Annotated in this window: 16 protein-coding genes; 9 read left to right on the forward strand and 7 right to left on the reverse strand. The window is 42.2% G+C overall.

Annotation, left to right across the window (positions count from 1 at the left end; all coding sequences use genetic code 11):
- Genes rpsK through rplQ form a run of 4 tightly spaced genes read left to right on the forward strand, consistent with a single transcriptional unit; the run spans window position 1 to window position 2,488 of the window.
- The gene (gene rpsK / locus AC1EU0_RS17675) at window positions 1-393 is read left to right on the forward strand and encodes a 30S ribosomal protein S11 (RefSeq protein ID WP_121837961.1); all 393 of its coding nucleotides are present in this window, start codon (window positions 1-3) and stop codon (window positions 391-393) included.
- 26 nt (window positions 394-419) lie between these two features.
- Entirely contained in the window at window positions 420-1,040 is a 621-nt protein-coding gene (gene rpsD, locus AC1EU0_RS17680; protein ID WP_480303908.1) for a 30S ribosomal protein S4, read from the forward strand.
- Between the two features lie 24 nt (window positions 1,041-1,064).
- Window positions 1,065-2,054 (forward strand): DNA-directed RNA polymerase subunit alpha, encoded by a 990-nt coding sequence (locus tag AC1EU0_RS17685; RefSeq protein WP_480303910.1) that lies wholly within the window; start codon window positions 1,065-1,067, stop codon window positions 2,052-2,054.
- Between the two features lie 41 nt (window positions 2,055-2,095).
- On the forward strand, window positions 2,096-2,488 hold the full coding sequence (rplQ, locus tag AC1EU0_RS17690) for a 50S ribosomal protein L17 (protein WP_121837958.1): 393 nt from the start codon (window positions 2,096-2,098) through the stop codon (window positions 2,486-2,488).
- 238 nt (window positions 2,489-2,726) lie between these two features.
- On the opposite strand, the gene AC1EU0_RS17695 is transcribed toward rplQ, so the two are convergent.
- Entirely contained in the window at window positions 2,727-5,135 is a 2,409-nt protein-coding gene (locus tag AC1EU0_RS17695; protein WP_480303912.1) for a penicillin acylase family protein, read from the reverse strand.
- 344 nt (window positions 5,136-5,479) lie between these two features.
- Between AC1EU0_RS17695 and AC1EU0_RS17700 the strand changes: the two genes are divergently transcribed.
- Window positions 5,480-6,424 carry a hypothetical protein gene (locus AC1EU0_RS17700; RefSeq protein WP_480303913.1) on the forward strand — a complete coding sequence of 315 codons (945 nt, stop codon included), beginning with the start codon at window positions 5,480-5,482 and terminating at the stop codon, window positions 6,422-6,424.
- A 59-nt stretch (window positions 6,425-6,483) separates the two neighbouring features.
- Here the strand turns inward: AC1EU0_RS17700 and ccmE are convergent, their stop codons facing one another.
- Genes ccmE through ccmA form a run of 5 tightly spaced genes read right to left on the reverse strand, consistent with a single transcriptional unit; the run spans window position 6,484 to window position 9,248 of the window.
- Window positions 6,484-6,960: a cytochrome c maturation protein CcmE gene (ccmE, locus tag AC1EU0_RS17705; RefSeq protein WP_480303915.1), complete on the reverse strand. Its 477-nt coding sequence runs from the start codon at window positions 6,958-6,960 to the stop codon at window positions 6,484-6,486.
- Window positions 6,944-7,156: a heme exporter protein CcmD gene (gene ccmD, locus AC1EU0_RS17710; protein WP_480303916.1), complete on the reverse strand. Its 213-nt coding sequence runs from the start codon at window positions 7,154-7,156 to the stop codon at window positions 6,944-6,946. The genes ccmE and ccmD overlap by 17 nt, the downstream gene beginning before the upstream one ends.
- Window positions 7,156-7,902 (reverse strand): heme ABC transporter permease, encoded by a 747-nt coding sequence (locus AC1EU0_RS17715; protein ID WP_480303917.1) that lies wholly within the window; start codon window positions 7,900-7,902, stop codon window positions 7,156-7,158. Before AC1EU0_RS17715 ends, ccmD begins: the two co-directional genes overlap by 1 nt.
- Entirely contained in the window at window positions 7,903-8,595 is a 693-nt protein-coding gene (gene ccmB / locus AC1EU0_RS17720; protein ID WP_480303919.1) for a heme exporter protein CcmB, read from the reverse strand.
- 2 nt (window positions 8,596-8,597) lie between these two features.
- Window positions 8,598-9,248, reverse strand: a complete 651-nt coding sequence (gene ccmA / locus AC1EU0_RS17725) for a cytochrome c biogenesis heme-transporting ATPase CcmA (protein WP_480303920.1) — start codon at window positions 9,246-9,248, stop codon at window positions 8,598-8,600.
- 403 nt (window positions 9,249-9,651) lie between these two features.
- On the opposite strand from ccmA, the gene AC1EU0_RS17730 reads away from it, so the two are divergent.
- Window positions 9,652-9,954 carry a c-type cytochrome gene (locus tag AC1EU0_RS17730; protein WP_480303921.1) on the forward strand — a complete coding sequence of 101 codons (303 nt, stop codon included), beginning with the start codon at window positions 9,652-9,654 and terminating at the stop codon, window positions 9,952-9,954.
- Between the two features lie 63 nt (window positions 9,955-10,017).
- Here the strand turns inward: AC1EU0_RS17730 and ccmI are convergent, their stop codons facing one another.
- Entirely contained in the window at window positions 10,018-11,235 is a 1,218-nt protein-coding gene (gene ccmI / locus AC1EU0_RS17735; RefSeq protein WP_480303923.1) for a c-type cytochrome biogenesis protein CcmI, read from the reverse strand.
- 217 nt (window positions 11,236-11,452) lie between these two features.
- On the opposite strand from ccmI, the gene AC1EU0_RS17740 reads away from it, so the two are divergent.
- The 3 genes from AC1EU0_RS17740 to nrfF are packed head-to-tail and all read left to right on the forward strand — an operon-like array spanning window position 11,453 to window position 14,490.
- Window positions 11,453-13,441: a heme lyase CcmF/NrfE family subunit gene (locus AC1EU0_RS17740; protein WP_480303925.1), complete on the forward strand. Its 1,989-nt coding sequence runs from the start codon at window positions 11,453-11,455 to the stop codon at window positions 13,439-13,441.
- A gap of 15 nt (window positions 13,442-13,456) precedes the next feature.
- Window positions 13,457-14,011 carry a DsbE family thiol:disulfide interchange protein gene (locus AC1EU0_RS17745; RefSeq protein WP_480303927.1) on the forward strand — a complete coding sequence of 185 codons (555 nt, stop codon included), beginning with the start codon at window positions 13,457-13,459 and terminating at the stop codon, window positions 14,009-14,011.
- Window positions 14,011-14,490 carry a heme lyase NrfEFG subunit NrfF gene (gene nrfF / locus AC1EU0_RS17750; RefSeq protein WP_480303929.1) on the forward strand — a complete coding sequence of 160 codons (480 nt, stop codon included), beginning with the start codon at window positions 14,011-14,013 and terminating at the stop codon, window positions 14,488-14,490. The genes AC1EU0_RS17745 and nrfF overlap by 1 nt, the downstream gene beginning before the upstream one ends.
- Window positions 14,491-14,579 lie beyond the last annotated feature (89 nt).

The raw sequence follows: 14,579 nt of genomic DNA on the forward strand, positions 1-14,579 counted from the left end.
ATGGCTAAAAGTCCATCACGTTCACCGCGCAAGCGTGTACGTAAACAGATTGCAGACGGCATGGCTCACATCCACGCGTCTTTCAACAACACAATTGTTACAATTACAGACCGTCAAGGTAATGCATTAGCTTGGGCTACTGCAGGTGGTAGTGGTTTCCGTGGTTCACGTAAATCAACTCCATTTGCTGCACAGGTTGCTGCAGAGCGTGCAGGTAATGCAGCTCAAGACTACGGTCTTAAAAACCTTGAAGTGTTCGTAAAGGGTCCTGGTCCAGGTCGTGAATCAGCCATTCGTGCGCTGAACGCAGTTGGTTATAAAATTACCAACATCACAGACGTGACGCCAATCCCTCATAACGGTTGTCGTCCTCCTAAAAAGCGTCGCGTATAACGCCTTAGGATAGTTGGAGAAAGATCATGGCAAGATACTTGGGTCCCAAGCTCAAGCTCAGCCGCCGAGAAGGTACTGACCTTTTCTTAAAGAGCGGTGTGAGAGCAATTGATTCGAAATGTAAATTAGAAACTGCACCAGGTCAGCACGGCGCTCGTAAGCCTCGTCTATCTGAGTACGGTCTTCAGTTACGTGAGAAGCAAAAAGTTCGTCGTATTTACGGTGTGTTAGAAAAGCAATTCCGTAACTACTATAAAGAAGCTGCACGCGTTAAAGGCAACACTGGTGAAAACTTGTTGCAATTATTAGAAACTCGTTTAGATAATGTAGTTTATCGTATGGGTTTCGGTTCGACACGCGCAGAAGCACGTCAGCTGGTTGGCCATAAGTCAATTATGGTAAATGGTCGTGTTGTAAACATTCCATCATTCAAAGTGTCTGCGAATGATGTAGTAAGCATTCGCGAGAAGTCACGTAAGCAAGCTCGTATTCAAGCTGCTTTAGAAGTGGCTGGTCAACGTGAAAAGCCTACATGGGTTGAAGTAGACAACGCTAAGATGGAAGGTGCTTTCAAGCGTCTACCTGAGCGTAGCGACCTGTCTGCGGACATAAACGAACAGCTGATCGTCGAGCTTTACTCTAAGTAAGGCTAACAAACAAGAGAGGACACAATGCAGGGTTCTGTTAAAGAATTTCTTAGACCGCGTCTCGTAGATATCGAGCAGGTTAACCCAACACGTGCCAAAGTAACCCTAGAGCCACTAGAGCGTGGTTTTGGTCACACCTTAGGTAACGCGTTGCGTCGCATCCTATTGTCGTCTATGCCAGGCTGCGCAGTCACCGAAGTTGAAATTGACGGTGTGTTGCACGAGTACAGCAGCAAGGAAGGCGTACAAGAAGATATCCTTGAAATATTGCTTAATCTAAAAGGCTTAGCAGTACATCTCGAGGGTAAAGATGAAGCCATGCTTACCTTGAGTAAGTCAGGCGCAGGCCCTGTCACCGCAGCAGATATCACTCATGATGGCGATGTTGCTATCATGAATCCAGATCACGTTATTTGTCATTTGACAGGTAACAATGACATCAGCATGCGTATTCGTGTAGAACGTGGCCGTGGTTATGTACCAGCATCTGCTCGTGCACAAACTGAAGACGATGACCGCCCAATTGGCCGTTTATTAGTCGATGCTTCTTTCTCACCTGTTGCTCGTATCGCTTACAATGTTGAAGCGGCTCGTGTTGAGCAACGTACTGACTTAGACAAGCTTATCATCGATATGACCACTAACGGTACTATCGACCCTGAAGAAGCGATCCGTCGCTCAGCAACTATTCTAGCTGAACAGCTTGATGCGTTTGTTGAACTTCGTGATGTGTCTGAGCCAGAGCTGAAAGAAGAGAAGCCAGAGTTCGATCCGATATTATTGCGTCCTGTCGACGATCTAGAGTTAACTGTACGTTCGGCTAACTGTTTGAAAGCCGAAGCGATTCATTACATCGGTGATCTGGTACAGCGCACTGAAGTTGAGCTGCTTAAAACTCCTAACCTTGGTAAGAAGTCTCTTACTGAAATTAAGGACGTTTTGGCATCTCGCGGACTGTCGTTAGGTATGCGTCTTGAAAACTGGCCTCCAGCTAGTTTGGCAGACGACCTATAAGTCCCAGGTCTGTACAGATTTTAGGTTATAAGGATTAAGTCATGCGCCATCGTAAGAGTGGACGTCAACTTAACCGCAACAGCAGTCATCGTAAGGCCATGTTCTCAAACATGGCTGCATCGCTAGTTCGTCATGAGATCATCAAGACGACTACCGTTAAAGCGAAAGAACTGCGCCGCGTAGTTGAGCCATTGATCACACTTGCTAAAAGTGACAGTGTTGCAAATCGTCGTTTAGCGTTTGCTCGCACTCGCGACGCCGAAGTTGTCGGTAAGTTATTTACTGAATTGGGTCCACGCTATCAGGAACGTCCTGGTGGTTACACCCGTATCCTGAAGTGCGGTCTACGTACTGGTGATAAAGCGCCTATGGCGTATATTGAGCTAGTTGATCGTCCAGAAACTACTGAAGTTGTTGAAGAAGCAGCTGAGTAAGTTTTCAGGAAATAAAAAAAAGCCGAGCTAATAGCTCGGTTTTTTTATGCCTAGAGTTAATACCATTCGTACCAATTAACTATGTTTTAGATAAAGGTTTAGCTTTGTAACTACATCGTTGTAACTCCTCACCATAGCTAAGGCTATGATTCGTCATTACGCCTTGTATTTACTTTGCTAATCCTCCCCTTTAACCACAATTAATTGATGTGAATGGTATAATTCATGTTCTCTAAATTCATTTCTGTGGAATAAATTTCAGTACATATTTTGCTTTACCAGGCAGTAATGGACTTGGGTTGGCTTCGGCCCAATCATTAAATCCACTCCTATAGTAGGGTGACAGTGGATGGCCGCTTTGGCCACCGGGCATATGAAATATTCCTTTATCTTCATGTCCAGGTGCAACAATCATTCTTTCTGATACACCAGCATTTGGTCTTTGGGCATTCGGCATCCAATTATCACCGAATAGTTCAACGGCCGGCATGTTCAGATATTTTCCAATAATTGGAATGGCACTGCTTAATGGGTGATTGATAGCCGCTGTGTTCCTCTGTCCCCAAGTCGCTGCTTTTAATGCCGTCATCGCGTCAGTGTGATTCTGTTTAGCTAACTTGGTTATTACTGAATCAATCGTCTGTAAAAACAATTGATCCCAATCTTTATATTGTGGGCTTAACCAGTTCATTGGCTTGTGCTCATATAGGGTTAATAGCATTTCTCGTTCATGGTTTACGCCTTGCAGCCAAGTATCATCAATTTCTTTGTGTGGAATATGCGTTGTGGACAGTAAATAACGACCGATGCTTTGTAACACAGTCTTATTAAGTTGGTCATGAAACTCTCGAACAAGGCGGTACCCGTGATCATGTGGTTGAGCACGACCACTCCATTGCAGTATTTGTTCTCGTATATAAGTGCGTTCTGGATGTCCTTCTAGTTCAGTTGGCGTTAACGCCTCTAGCATGAGCTTTCTCCAGTGAGATAAGTACAAAGCGCGGCTATCGGTCGCTACACTGAGAAGCTTTTGTTCATCAACCTGTTTTAACGTCATCAAATGATCTCTGATCTGTTGTTGACGTGCTCCTAGGGCGTAGCCACCATCTCCAATTTTTTGAAGATCCTTACCACTTGCAATACGCGCATTGGCGGTCCATATCCGCTTTGCTGTAGGGTTTATCACTTTAGGGTAGGCACTGGGTGATATCCAACCTTGCCATTGGGTATCGGCCATTCTCCAATCAATGGGAAGTTTGGTGTCTATGTGATTTCGTTTAGGGATTTTGCCTGCAATGCTCCACCCTATATTGCCTTGGCTGTCGGCAATAGTGATATTTTGTGGAGGTAGGCCCGATTGGTTAGCGATATCTATGGCTTCATTCACTGTGTTTGCCGTTTCCAATTCCATTAATTTAACGTTGGTAGCACTGGGTTTATGGGCTGTCCACATTAAGGCATATTTTCGACTGGTATAAGGTGATTCAATGACAGGTCCCCAGCGAGTGCTGTTGAACTTCATTTCTATCGAACTATGTCCTTTTATATTGATAGTGTCATACCAAGTATGGAATTTATCTTTGCCTTCTTTAGTAAAGTATTCATCGCCATCAACCTTAAGCTTGATCAAATCTACCCAGTCGCCATAACTATTGGTAAAGGCCCATGCAACTTGGCCATTACTGCCGACAATCATGCTTGGAACGCCAGGTAGGGTAACGCCTGTCACGGTAACCATCTGTTGCTTGTTAGGGGATGGATATCGTAACTGAGCACGATACCAAGTCGTGGGAACTCGTAAGCCAAGATGCATGTCATCTTCTACCATGGCACTGTTATAAGGTGTTAATTCGCCAGCAACAGCAAAATTGTTACTACCAATCATGGTTTCGGGTTTGATGTTACCTGTCATTGAGGCATAGACCTTAGGTGCAAGACTTCTTAAATTGATCTCATCTTTATTTGGTATGCTAATGTGATATTTATGGTCATTGAGAAGCGGAGAATCCCAACGTGTGTAGGGTGGTGATAAGAATGCCAGTACTTTTGGTGAGACTATTTTAGTTAAAAATCCTTTCGTTGCATCGAGATGACCGCTTGGATCATTAAGATCTAAATACATACTGTAGATGACCAAAAAGCTGTCTTCTGGTTTCCATGGTTTAGGTGCTACGTTCAATAGCCAATATTCAAAGGGTTTACTGGTTAAATCCTTTAACCCTTGATTGACCCCGAGGGTATAGGCGTTAAGGACTTGTTTTTGTGCCTTTGGCAATTGTTTAATGGATTGACTAGCCACCAGTCTAAAGCGATGGATCCGTTGCTTTTTATCGTAATTGATAGCACGTTCACCAAATAGTTCTGATAGTTCACCAGCCGAGTTGCGTCTTGCTAAATCCATTTGAAAAAAACGCTCTTGGGCATGTAAGTAACCAGTAGTAAAAGCAACGTCGGTTCTTGACTGCCCTTCAATCGTTGGAACTCCTTCAGCGTCTCTCGTTACTTTAACGGTAGCCTTAATTTTTTGCGTTGATATTGTGCCATTTAGTTGGGGTAAGCTGAGCCTGAATAGCATAAAAGCGATTATTACAAGCACGACTGTAATTAACACTAGTAATTTCAACACCCTCGAGAACCAAAGTTTCATCCTTCTTTCCTTGCTGGTTTTTTATTTACTTTAATCTGTAATTTGGTTGCTATCAAATTGAGCGCTGAGATTAAAATTCTATATTTTATTGAGAAAAATTCTCTTCTTATGCTGTTGAAAAAGTTGATGTTTTTTTTTGTTCACTTTTTTGTCTTATAGCATGAAATTTTTATGCGTAACTAACTGTTTTATAAATAATTAATTTTGTGAAAAACGTTAACTAACATATCCATAAAATTAATGATAATTCATACCAATTCGGTTTTAGAACTTTTAGGTTTAAAATCCAACTAAAGAATATAGAAGTAACTGTCAGTTGGCTTCAATGACTGAGAGAGGTGAGTATGTCTACGGCTAGAATTAATATGCGTCAACGTATTTTTTTACAGCAGTCCAAAGTTACTTGTGATAAAGAAATGCTGAATAAAATTCGTTGCGCTAATAAAAATGAATCTTCACTACAGTTTATTTTTAATTTGTTCGAGCGCCTTAAGTTTTGGTTTTTAGGGGTAAATACTCAAGAGTATACAATGCCAATTAAAGTTTTGACTTCTAGAGAACCAGATCCTATGCCTAGTTTGTCAGCATGCTATTCGGCTATGAGTGCTTTTAACTCTCTTCCTTTGAAACAGGCATATGGTTGTTACCCTCCTGAGGTAATACATGATTCGAGGAAGGTTAGAAATAATTTCAAAGAATCAGAAGAACATACTTTTTCACTCAGATTTCATTTCTCTAATAATCAAATTGAAGACATTCCTTTGTGCAAAGTTGATGGTGCAAAAAATCTGAAGCGAGCCCAATCTCTTCAAAATACATTATCTGATCGCTGTTCGAATGCAGTATCGTCAACGCCTTCTGATATCGGTGTAATCGTTCACCAGATAGGTGGTGAAGATTGTTTTAAAGATAGCTCAGCGGCCTATCGTGACCTTGAACTACTCACGAGTACCGATGATGATTATCTAGCAGATGAAGCCATCAGACGTTTACAACTCAATTGTCTTGATTCAAGAGTCAGGTTTAAGGTTCGGATTCATCGAACTGAATCATGGAATTTGCAAAGAAAAAAAATTTATTGGGTTGTGTTTCCTAACGATAGTACTATTTGTTTAAGGAAGGGCATTAACACTGAAGAGTCTGAAGTATCTTCATACTACAGAGATTTGGAAGAAGATTTTTTAATCAGGATTAAAGGAACAGCTGCTTCAGTTAAATCTTCAAAAAACGAAGCTGAAAGGTCGCCTTACAGAAGTTGGTTTCTGACTTCGTTGCATGAATTGTCTTAGAGTGGATTAGCTATTCGCAGCTTTAGGATAAAGCTAAAGCTGCGAATCAACGTTATTACCTAGTTTTTGTCTTGCCCATATTCAAGCTTTTTATGTTCTTTCCCCATAGCTTCTGCTACTTCGGGCGGCATATAATTTTCATCATGCTTGGCTAATACTTCTGAGGCTTGTAGACGGTTAGGTGCGATTAGCACGCCCTGCGCCACAATACCTTGACCTTCTCGGAACAGATCTGGCAGCAAGTTATCGTACACTACCGTAATTTGATGGCCACCGGCATCATGAACGGCAAATTCTACGTGTAAACTTTTCGGATCACGTTTAAGTGAACCAACCGTAACCATACCCCCGATACGAATGCGTTGTCCGATAGTCGGTTTTACGCCACTGTCTTTTTTACCATTGACGATTTCAGATGGTGTATAAAACAAGTTCAGATTTGAGTTGAGAGCGTATAGCATTAGCGACACAGCTGCTGCGACACCAAGGATCAAAGTGCTGGCTAAGATCAATCGTTTTTTACGCCTTAGATTCATGTTTATTTCTCCGAATTGCTTTTAATCGCTCATCACGTTTGAGTTTATCTGCGATACGTTTGAGATTACGTTTCTCTTGAGTCGCACTTAAATATATGAGTATGCCAATACTGCCAAAGGTGATGCCATAGGAACACCAGACAAAAAACGCATAGCCACCCATGTTAAGAAAGGCTTGCAATGAATCAAATTGCATTATTTGTTCTCCCCTTCAAGTGCCATGGTTTTTACCCACGAACGCATACTGCTTCGGGCGATGATCTCAGCCTTAAAGCGCATGATCACAATAGCGCCGATCAGTAAACCAAAACCAAAAATATTCATTAACAGCGGATACAGCATATCGTTAGTGATCGCTGACTTTTCAGTGATTTTAATGGTAGAGCCTTGATGAAGTGAGTTCCACCAATCCACAGAGTATTTGATGATCGGAATGTTAATGACGCCGACGATGGCTAAAATGCCCGCAGCACGTGCGGCAACGACTTTATCTTCAAAGGATGCATAAAGCGCGATTACACCTAAATAAAGGAAGAGTAAGATAAGCTCTGAAGTTAATCGAGCATCCCAAACCCACCAAGCGCCCCACATGGGTTTTCCCCAAAATGAGCCCGTGATCAAGGCTATAAAGGTCATGACTGCGCCTACGGGAGCCATGGCAGCGGCACTCCAATCCGCGAGTTTTAACTGCCACACCATGCCGATAAACGAAGCGATGGCCATGCCCACATAAACTGACATGGACATAGACGCCGCAGGAACATGAATAAAGATGATTCGATAGCTATCACCTTGCTGATAATCAGTAGGCGCAAACATTAATCCCCAAACTGTGCCAATGAGGGTTAACGAGAACCCTAACACGGCAAACCATGGGAATAGGGTTGTAGACAGTTGATACGCTTTTTCAGGTGAAGCGTAGGGATGTAACCATTTCCACATCTAATTCGTACTCACTTTTAATGCAGCGCCAATGGCAAATGGCGCCATGGTTAATGAACCTGCCAACATGGCGGCGATAATTGCCAGTTGGCCATCATACGGTAAATTCATTCCAGCGGCATCAATGGCACTGGTGGCAAAAATCAATATTGGAATATACAAGGGTAATATCAATAAACTCAATAACACACCGCCTTTATTTAGTCCTACGGTTAATGCTACGCCAATTGCACCTAATAAGCTCAATACTGGTGTGCCTAATAATAAGGTCAGGACCAACGCAAGGTAAGCTTGATGATCGAGATTTAATAAAAGTGCTAATAATGGTGAGATCAGCACTAAAGGTAATCCGGTTAAAATCCAATGCGCTAATACCTTTGCCAGTACCAATATGGTAAGCGGCTGTGGGCTTAACAGCATTTGTTCAAGCGTTCCGTCGTTAAAATCGGCTTTAAACAAGCGCTCTAGTGATAACATGGCAGAGAGCAATGCGGCCACCCAAATGATCCCCGGTGCGATACGTGCCAAAGTATTTGGTTCAGGGCCAATGCCCAATGGGAATAGGGTGATCACCATAATAAAGAACAATAATGGATTAAAAATATCACCGCGTTGTCGTAAAGCGATAGCCACGTCCCGCTTTAATACTGTAAAGAATCCTCGACAATAACTAAGCTGATTTGACTTATCCATGATTAATCCTCCTGCGCGTCTAAGCGAATGGTTTTAAGACGCTCAGCTGGTATCACAGAGAGATCTTGATGACTGGTCAAGATCACACACCCTCCTTGATCAGCATGTTCGAGGAATTTATTTTCCAAATGTTCAACGCCATGTTTATCAATGGCGGTAAAGGGTTCATCTAAAATCCAAATTTTGGCATTGGTGTGCCATAGCCTTGCTAACGAGGTGCGTCGATGTTGGCCTGCGGATAGATGTCCTGCAAGGCTGTCTTCAAAACCTGATAGGTTCACTTCTGACAAAATCGCGTGCAGATCGGCATCTTCATACCCATTAAGGGTTAGATGCACTTCAAGATTTTTTTTAGCGGTAAGTTCTGGCTTCACGCCCGCTTTGTGTCCTAGATACAACAAGGCTTGGCGGAATTCATCAGAGACTTGATCTATAGGTTGGTTTTGGAAGCAAACTCGACCATCATAAGGGCGAGACAAGCCGGTCAATATTCGCAGTAGGCTGGTTTTTCCAGCGCCGTTCGGCCCTTCTATTTGAATGATATCTCCCGCGTTTACCGAAAAACTCAGCTCATCAAACAACACGCGTTCTTCACGAATGCAAGTCAGATTGTCAGCGGTCAATAAGACATTAGTTGAAACTGGTTGCGACACGGAGCCCTCTTTCATGGGTCTTGGTTTGCGATACACACAAACGATGATTTTTGGGTTGGCGCAATAGTAGCACAAAGCATTGCAATGGTTTACTTTCCGTTATGTTTAAGTAACAAGAAATTGATTTACTGCAAAACTCCATTAAATTCCATCACAAGGATGATCACTGTTTATCGCACTGAAAAACATGTCCTTTTGACAGCATTTATACAGGCGTATTGACGATTAACCATAAAATCTTCATGGAGGTAGGGTGAGTTTTGTCACAATTTATTGTATTCTAATGTCTTAATACCGAGCTATATTAAATAGGTATTACTACAATAATATTTGATTGTCTGGCAATTTAGCATTCAGGCAACACTTTCAAGCAATGTTTGTAACGGCATTAGGAACATTAAATATGAAAAAACTGTTAGTGATGTCAGCGGTAGCTGCGCTGACTCTATCTGCCAATGTAATGGCGCAAGATGGTAAAGCGGTTTATGACAAAGCGTGCCACATCTGTCACTCTATGGGTGTAGCGGGCGCTCCTAAAGTACACAATGAAGCAGATTGGGCACCTCGTTTAAAACTGGGTACTGATCAGCTAGTTAAAGTTGTGAAAAAAGGAATGGGTGCAATGCCTCCAGGTGGTATGTGTACTGATTGTACTGATGCAGACTATCAAGCTGCGATTAAGTACATGTCTTCTGCGAAAAAATAATTCGTGTGAAGTCAAGAAACCGGCACCTGAGGGGGAGCCGGTTTTTTTATATCTGTTAACCGATCATTTGATCAGTTCATTCAATGTCAAAGTGATACTACTTCCTACTTTCACATTTGATAATCGACCTTGTAAATCACCTTTTTCCGCTTTTAATTTGCCTGACTTTGTCAGTAGAGCAATGACATCGACGGTTTTCACTTGGCTGAAGTCTGTGCCAGTCCCTAAAGTATTCGATTGATCTAATTTCACCTCAATAGGCAAGGCTTCTGCGGTGATTTTTGTAGCAGCAATCGGCACAATTTTATCGCCAGAGGTGCGAGCAAATAAGTAAATCGTATCTTTGGCTGATACATGCTTAGCTAGCTCAGGTGTTACCTTTAAGGTAATGTTTACACCTAATTTAGCGCTATCTACTGGTGGTGCTAGGCGTTTTTTCGCCTCAGATATCGCATTCGTTACCGCATTGCGATCAATATCATTGCGCTCACTGTCCAGTATTTTCTGCCAAGCATCAATTGCTTTTTGATAGTGACTTTCGAAGAAGGCATTCATCCCTACCAATAATAGAGTAGAAGGTTCAGTAGGATCGAGTTCCAATGCTTTATCGATTAGGTTTTGAACTTGAGGAGTAATCACTTGCCCGGCTTGGTAATACATTGCAGTGGCTTTTGGCCCTAATAATTCTGCGGTCTCACCATCAATGTTAATGGCGTTATCAAAGGCGCTGATGGCATCTGGATAACGGCCTAAAGACATGTAGGCATGGCCTAAACTAAACCAGGTTTCACTGTCTTTTGGGTTCTTTTTAACTTGCTGCTCCATCATAGCGAGTTGCTGACGCATGATCTGCTCAGGTGACATCTTAGTATGGTTTTGAGCTAATTGAGGAACGTCACTTAAGATTTGGTAAGCGTCAAGCTTATGGTAGAAATAACCACAAACAGAAAGCATCACAATCGACATTATCGCTGGCCATAAGGGTGATTTGTGACTTGGCGTTTCTGTATGACGGTCCTCTTCATTACCTTGCTTGGTATCTTGCAATAAGGTGATTTCGAGTTCGTGCTTTAAGGTTTCAAACTCTTTGGGATCAATTTGGTTTTCTGTGAGTTCTTGCTCTAGAGCTGCAATTTTTTCTTTATAAAGCGCAATGTTAGCACTTTGACGTACGTCAGTATTGATTTGATTGGTTTTTCGCTGGCGGAAAAAGGGCAGCCAGATCATCAGCAAACTGACTAAGATAAACAGAACAATAAAAATCCAAAATGTCGTCATCATGTTAATGCTTTATAAATTATCGGCCTACGGCTTAGCCGTACAAGTCCGCAGATTATACGTCAATAAAGCTACGGTAACTAGATATAGATCAAGCAGTAGCTGAATATAAGCCTGTGGAAATCATAAAATAAAGAGACATCTAATAGGTTTCACTCTAAAATAAGCCAAGTTTTGCACAGTAACTACTGTGTGTACTCTTTTGTAGTAGGAACGTTTCATGATCCCTGAACTCGGACACTTTGCACTGGTACTCGGGCTAGCCTTTGCATTACTGTTAACTGTCATTCCTTTGGTTGGTGTTGCACAGCGTAATGATCATTTGATCCGCTATGCATGGCCGCTTTCCTATGGCATGTTTACTTTCATTTTTATTGCCATCTTGATACTAGGGTACAGCTTTGGTACTGATGACTTTTCAGTAAAGTATGTTGCTCAGCATTCTAATTCCCAACTGCCTGAATTTTTCAAAATAGCCGCCGTGTGGGGTGGGCATGAAGGTTCACTGCTGTTTTGGGTGTTCACCTTATCGATATGGACGGCGGCCGTCGCTAAGTTCAGCAAGAGTATTGATATTCGATACACGGCAAGGGTGCTTGCTATCCTTGGTTTGATCGTGACCGGTTTTACCGCCTTTATGTTATTGACATCAAATCCGTTTGAGCGCTTATTCCCAATGCCGTTAGAAGGGCGAGATCTGAACCCAATGCTTCAAGATGTGGGTTTGATTTTCCATCCTCCAATGCTTTATATCGGTTATGTTGGCTTCTCGGTAAGTTTTGCGTTCGCGATTGCGGCGTTAATGAGTGGCCGTTTGGATTCAGCTTGGGCACGCTGGAGTCGTCCTTGGACACTAGCGGCATGGATATTCCTAACAGGGGGAATCGCGCTTGGCTCTTGGTGGGCTTATTATGAGCTTGGCTGGGGCGGATGGTGGTTCTGGGATCCCGTTGAGAATGCGTCCTTTATGCCATGGTTAGTCGGTACAGCATTAGTTCATTCATTAATTGTTACCGAAAAACGCGGTACTTTTAGAAACTGGACAGTGCTTCTCGCTATCTTTGCCTTTAGCTTAAGTTTATTAGGTACCTTTATTGTTCGTTCTGGAGTGTTAACGTCAGTTCACTCATTTGCAGCCGATCCAAGCCGTGGTTCGTTCATATTGATACTACTGGCCATTACTATTGGTGGCTCGTTAACCTTGTTTGGTTTCAAAGCCAACCAGATGGCCAGTCCATCGCGTTTTCAACTGTGGTCAAAAGAGACGTTAATTTTAGTTTGTAACTTATTACTCACGGTAGCCTGTGCCACTGTATTACTTGGAACTCTATATCCATTACTGATTGAAGCTTTGGGTATGGGTAAAATATCAGTAGGTCCTCCATACTTTAATGCGGTATTTGTTCCAATTGCATTAGCCACGTTATGCTTTATGGGTATCGGACCTGTGATCCGCTGGAAAAAAGCCAAACAAGGCGAAGTCAAAAAGACCCTTTGGCTCCCAGCCGTAGTCGCTGTGTTGCTAGGCTTCTTGGTACCATTATTTGTTGGCACAGAGTATAAGATTTGGGTCGCTATGGGCTCAGCAGCAGCAATATGGGTGACCTTAGCTACGGTGGCAGTCATGTATAAAAATGCTACAGCAGCAACAGGAAGATTCGACATTAAACGCATCGGCCGCAGCCAATGGGGCATGGCGTTTGCTCATGTTGGTATTGCAGTGACCGTTGTTGGCGCGACATTTGTTTCCAACTATGACATTGAACGCAGTGTGAGAATGGGACCGGGGATCACTCAGCATGTTGCAGGTTATGATTTTACTTTTGTAAAAGAAATACCAGTAAAAGGCCCCAACTATTCGGCTAGCCGTATCTATATGGATATCTATAAAGACGGGAATAAAGTAAACACCATTCATCCTGAAAAACGCGAATATAATATTCAAGTAATGAGTATGACTGAAGTGGGGATTGATTGGGGCGTATTACGCGATCTGTACGTTACCGTTGGCGATCCAATTTCGAAAACCGACTACGCTGTACGTATTACTTACAAACCCTTTGTTCGCTGGTTATGGTTTGGTGCCATATTTATGATGATAGGTGGCCTACTATCCGCCTCTGATAAACGATATCGTAAAAAAGTAGCAGCGAAATTCACAAAGCCTGCTCAAGATATTGAACCAACTGGTCAACTTGTGACGGAATAAGGAAAACCATCAACGATGAAAAAAGTCATCTTATTTTTACCTTTAGTAACCTTTGCGGTATTAGGGTTCTTTCTCTATAAAGGGCTATTTTTGAATCCACAAAAGTTAGATTCAGCTCTTATTGGAAAACCCATTCCAGCTTTTGAATTACAAAAGCTGGAAGATGAGAGCTTAACCATCACCAACAAAGATCTGATCGGTAAAGTTTCGATGATCAACGTCTGGGGAACTTGGTGTCCTTCTTGTAAGTTTGAACATCCATATTTAATGAAATTGAAAGGGAAAAATATTTTGCCTATCTATGGCATTAATTATCGTGATGAACGTAAAGCCGCTTTACATGAGTTAGACGTTGTGGGCGATCCTTATGCGCTTAACATTTTTGACCCTATGGGGAAATTAGGGGTAGATCTTGGTGTATACGGTGCGCCTGAGAGTTTCATTATCGATCATAATGGTATTATTCAATACCGTTATGCTGGTCCAATAGGAGAAGAGGTATGGAACAATACCTTGCTGCCTATAATTGAAAAATTACAACAACAAGCTCAAGCGCAAGGAGCATCATAATGAAACCGTGGATAATGGCTTTATTAATTTGTGTAGGAAGCTTTGTTACAGGTCAGGCAGTAGCTACCCCAGTCGATACCTACCAATTTAAAAACCAAGCTAACCAAGAGCGGGGACTTAAGCTTGCTCGTTCTATGCGTTGTCCGCAATGTCAGAATCAAGATTTGGTTGATTCAAATTCTCCCGTTGCCCACGACTTGCGTATTCAAGTCTATAAAATGGTAGAAGAAGGCAAGAGCGATGAGCAAATTGTTCAATATATGACGCAGCGTTATGGTGACTTTGTATTATATAAGCCAAGAATGGATTCCAAGACCTACATACTTTGGTGGGGACCACTAGGTTTACTTGTTTGTGGTGTTATCGTTATTGGATTGCTTGTTCGCAAACAAAGAGCGAATAAGAATACTTCAGAAGCATTCACTGAAAGCGATGAAGAAGTGCTTAAAGCCATACTTAAAACAGATGACAATAAATAAGTCATAAGCAAACACTCTAGAAAAGGGCGATTTCGTTAGATTTCGCCCTTTTTTTATTCATGTTGATGGATATCTAGACGCTTAATGAA

Source organism: Parashewanella sp. 2210YD4-3, from assembly GCF_056591735.1.

Coding starts and splice junctions, on each gene's coding strand:
- rpsK (WP_121837961.1), top strand. CDS start 1: ATGGCTAAAAGTCCATCACGTTCACCGCGCAAGCGTGTACGTAAACAG.
- rpsD (WP_480303908.1), top strand. CDS start 420: ATGGCAAGATACTTGGGTCCCAAGCTCAAGCTCAGCCGCCGAGAAGGT.
- AC1EU0_RS17685 (WP_480303910.1), top strand. CDS start 1,065: ATGCAGGGTTCTGTTAAAGAATTTCTTAGACCGCGTCTCGTAGATATC.
- rplQ (WP_121837958.1), top strand. CDS start 2,096: ATGCGCCATCGTAAGAGTGGACGTCAACTTAACCGCAACAGCAGTCAT.
- AC1EU0_RS17695 (WP_480303912.1), bottom strand. CDS start 5,135: ATGAAACTTTGGTTCTCGAGGGTGTTGAAATTACTAGTGTTAATTACA.
- AC1EU0_RS17700 (WP_480303913.1), top strand. CDS start 5,480: ATGTCTACGGCTAGAATTAATATGCGTCAACGTATTTTTTTACAGCAG.
- ccmE (WP_480303915.1), bottom strand. CDS start 6,960: ATGAATCTAAGGCGTAAAAAACGATTGATCTTAGCCAGCACTTTGATC.
- ccmD (WP_480303916.1), bottom strand. CDS start 7,156: ATGCAATTTGATTCATTGCAAGCCTTTCTTAACATGGGTGGCTATGCG.
- AC1EU0_RS17715 (WP_480303917.1), bottom strand. CDS start 7,902: ATGTGGAAATGGTTACATCCCTACGCTTCACCTGAAAAAGCGTATCAA.
- ccmB (WP_480303919.1), bottom strand. CDS start 8,595: ATGGATAAGTCAAATCAGCTTAGTTATTGTCGAGGATTCTTTACAGTA.
- AC1EU0_RS17730 (WP_480303921.1), top strand. CDS start 9,652: ATGAAAAAACTGTTAGTGATGTCAGCGGTAGCTGCGCTGACTCTATCT.
- ccmI (WP_480303923.1), bottom strand. CDS start 11,235: ATGATGACGACATTTTGGATTTTTATTGTTCTGTTTATCTTAGTCAGT.
- AC1EU0_RS17740 (WP_480303925.1), top strand. CDS start 11,453: ATGATCCCTGAACTCGGACACTTTGCACTGGTACTCGGGCTAGCCTTT.
- AC1EU0_RS17745 (WP_480303927.1), top strand. CDS start 13,457: ATGAAAAAAGTCATCTTATTTTTACCTTTAGTAACCTTTGCGGTATTA.
- nrfF (WP_480303929.1), top strand. CDS start 14,011: ATGAAACCGTGGATAATGGCTTTATTAATTTGTGTAGGAAGCTTTGTT.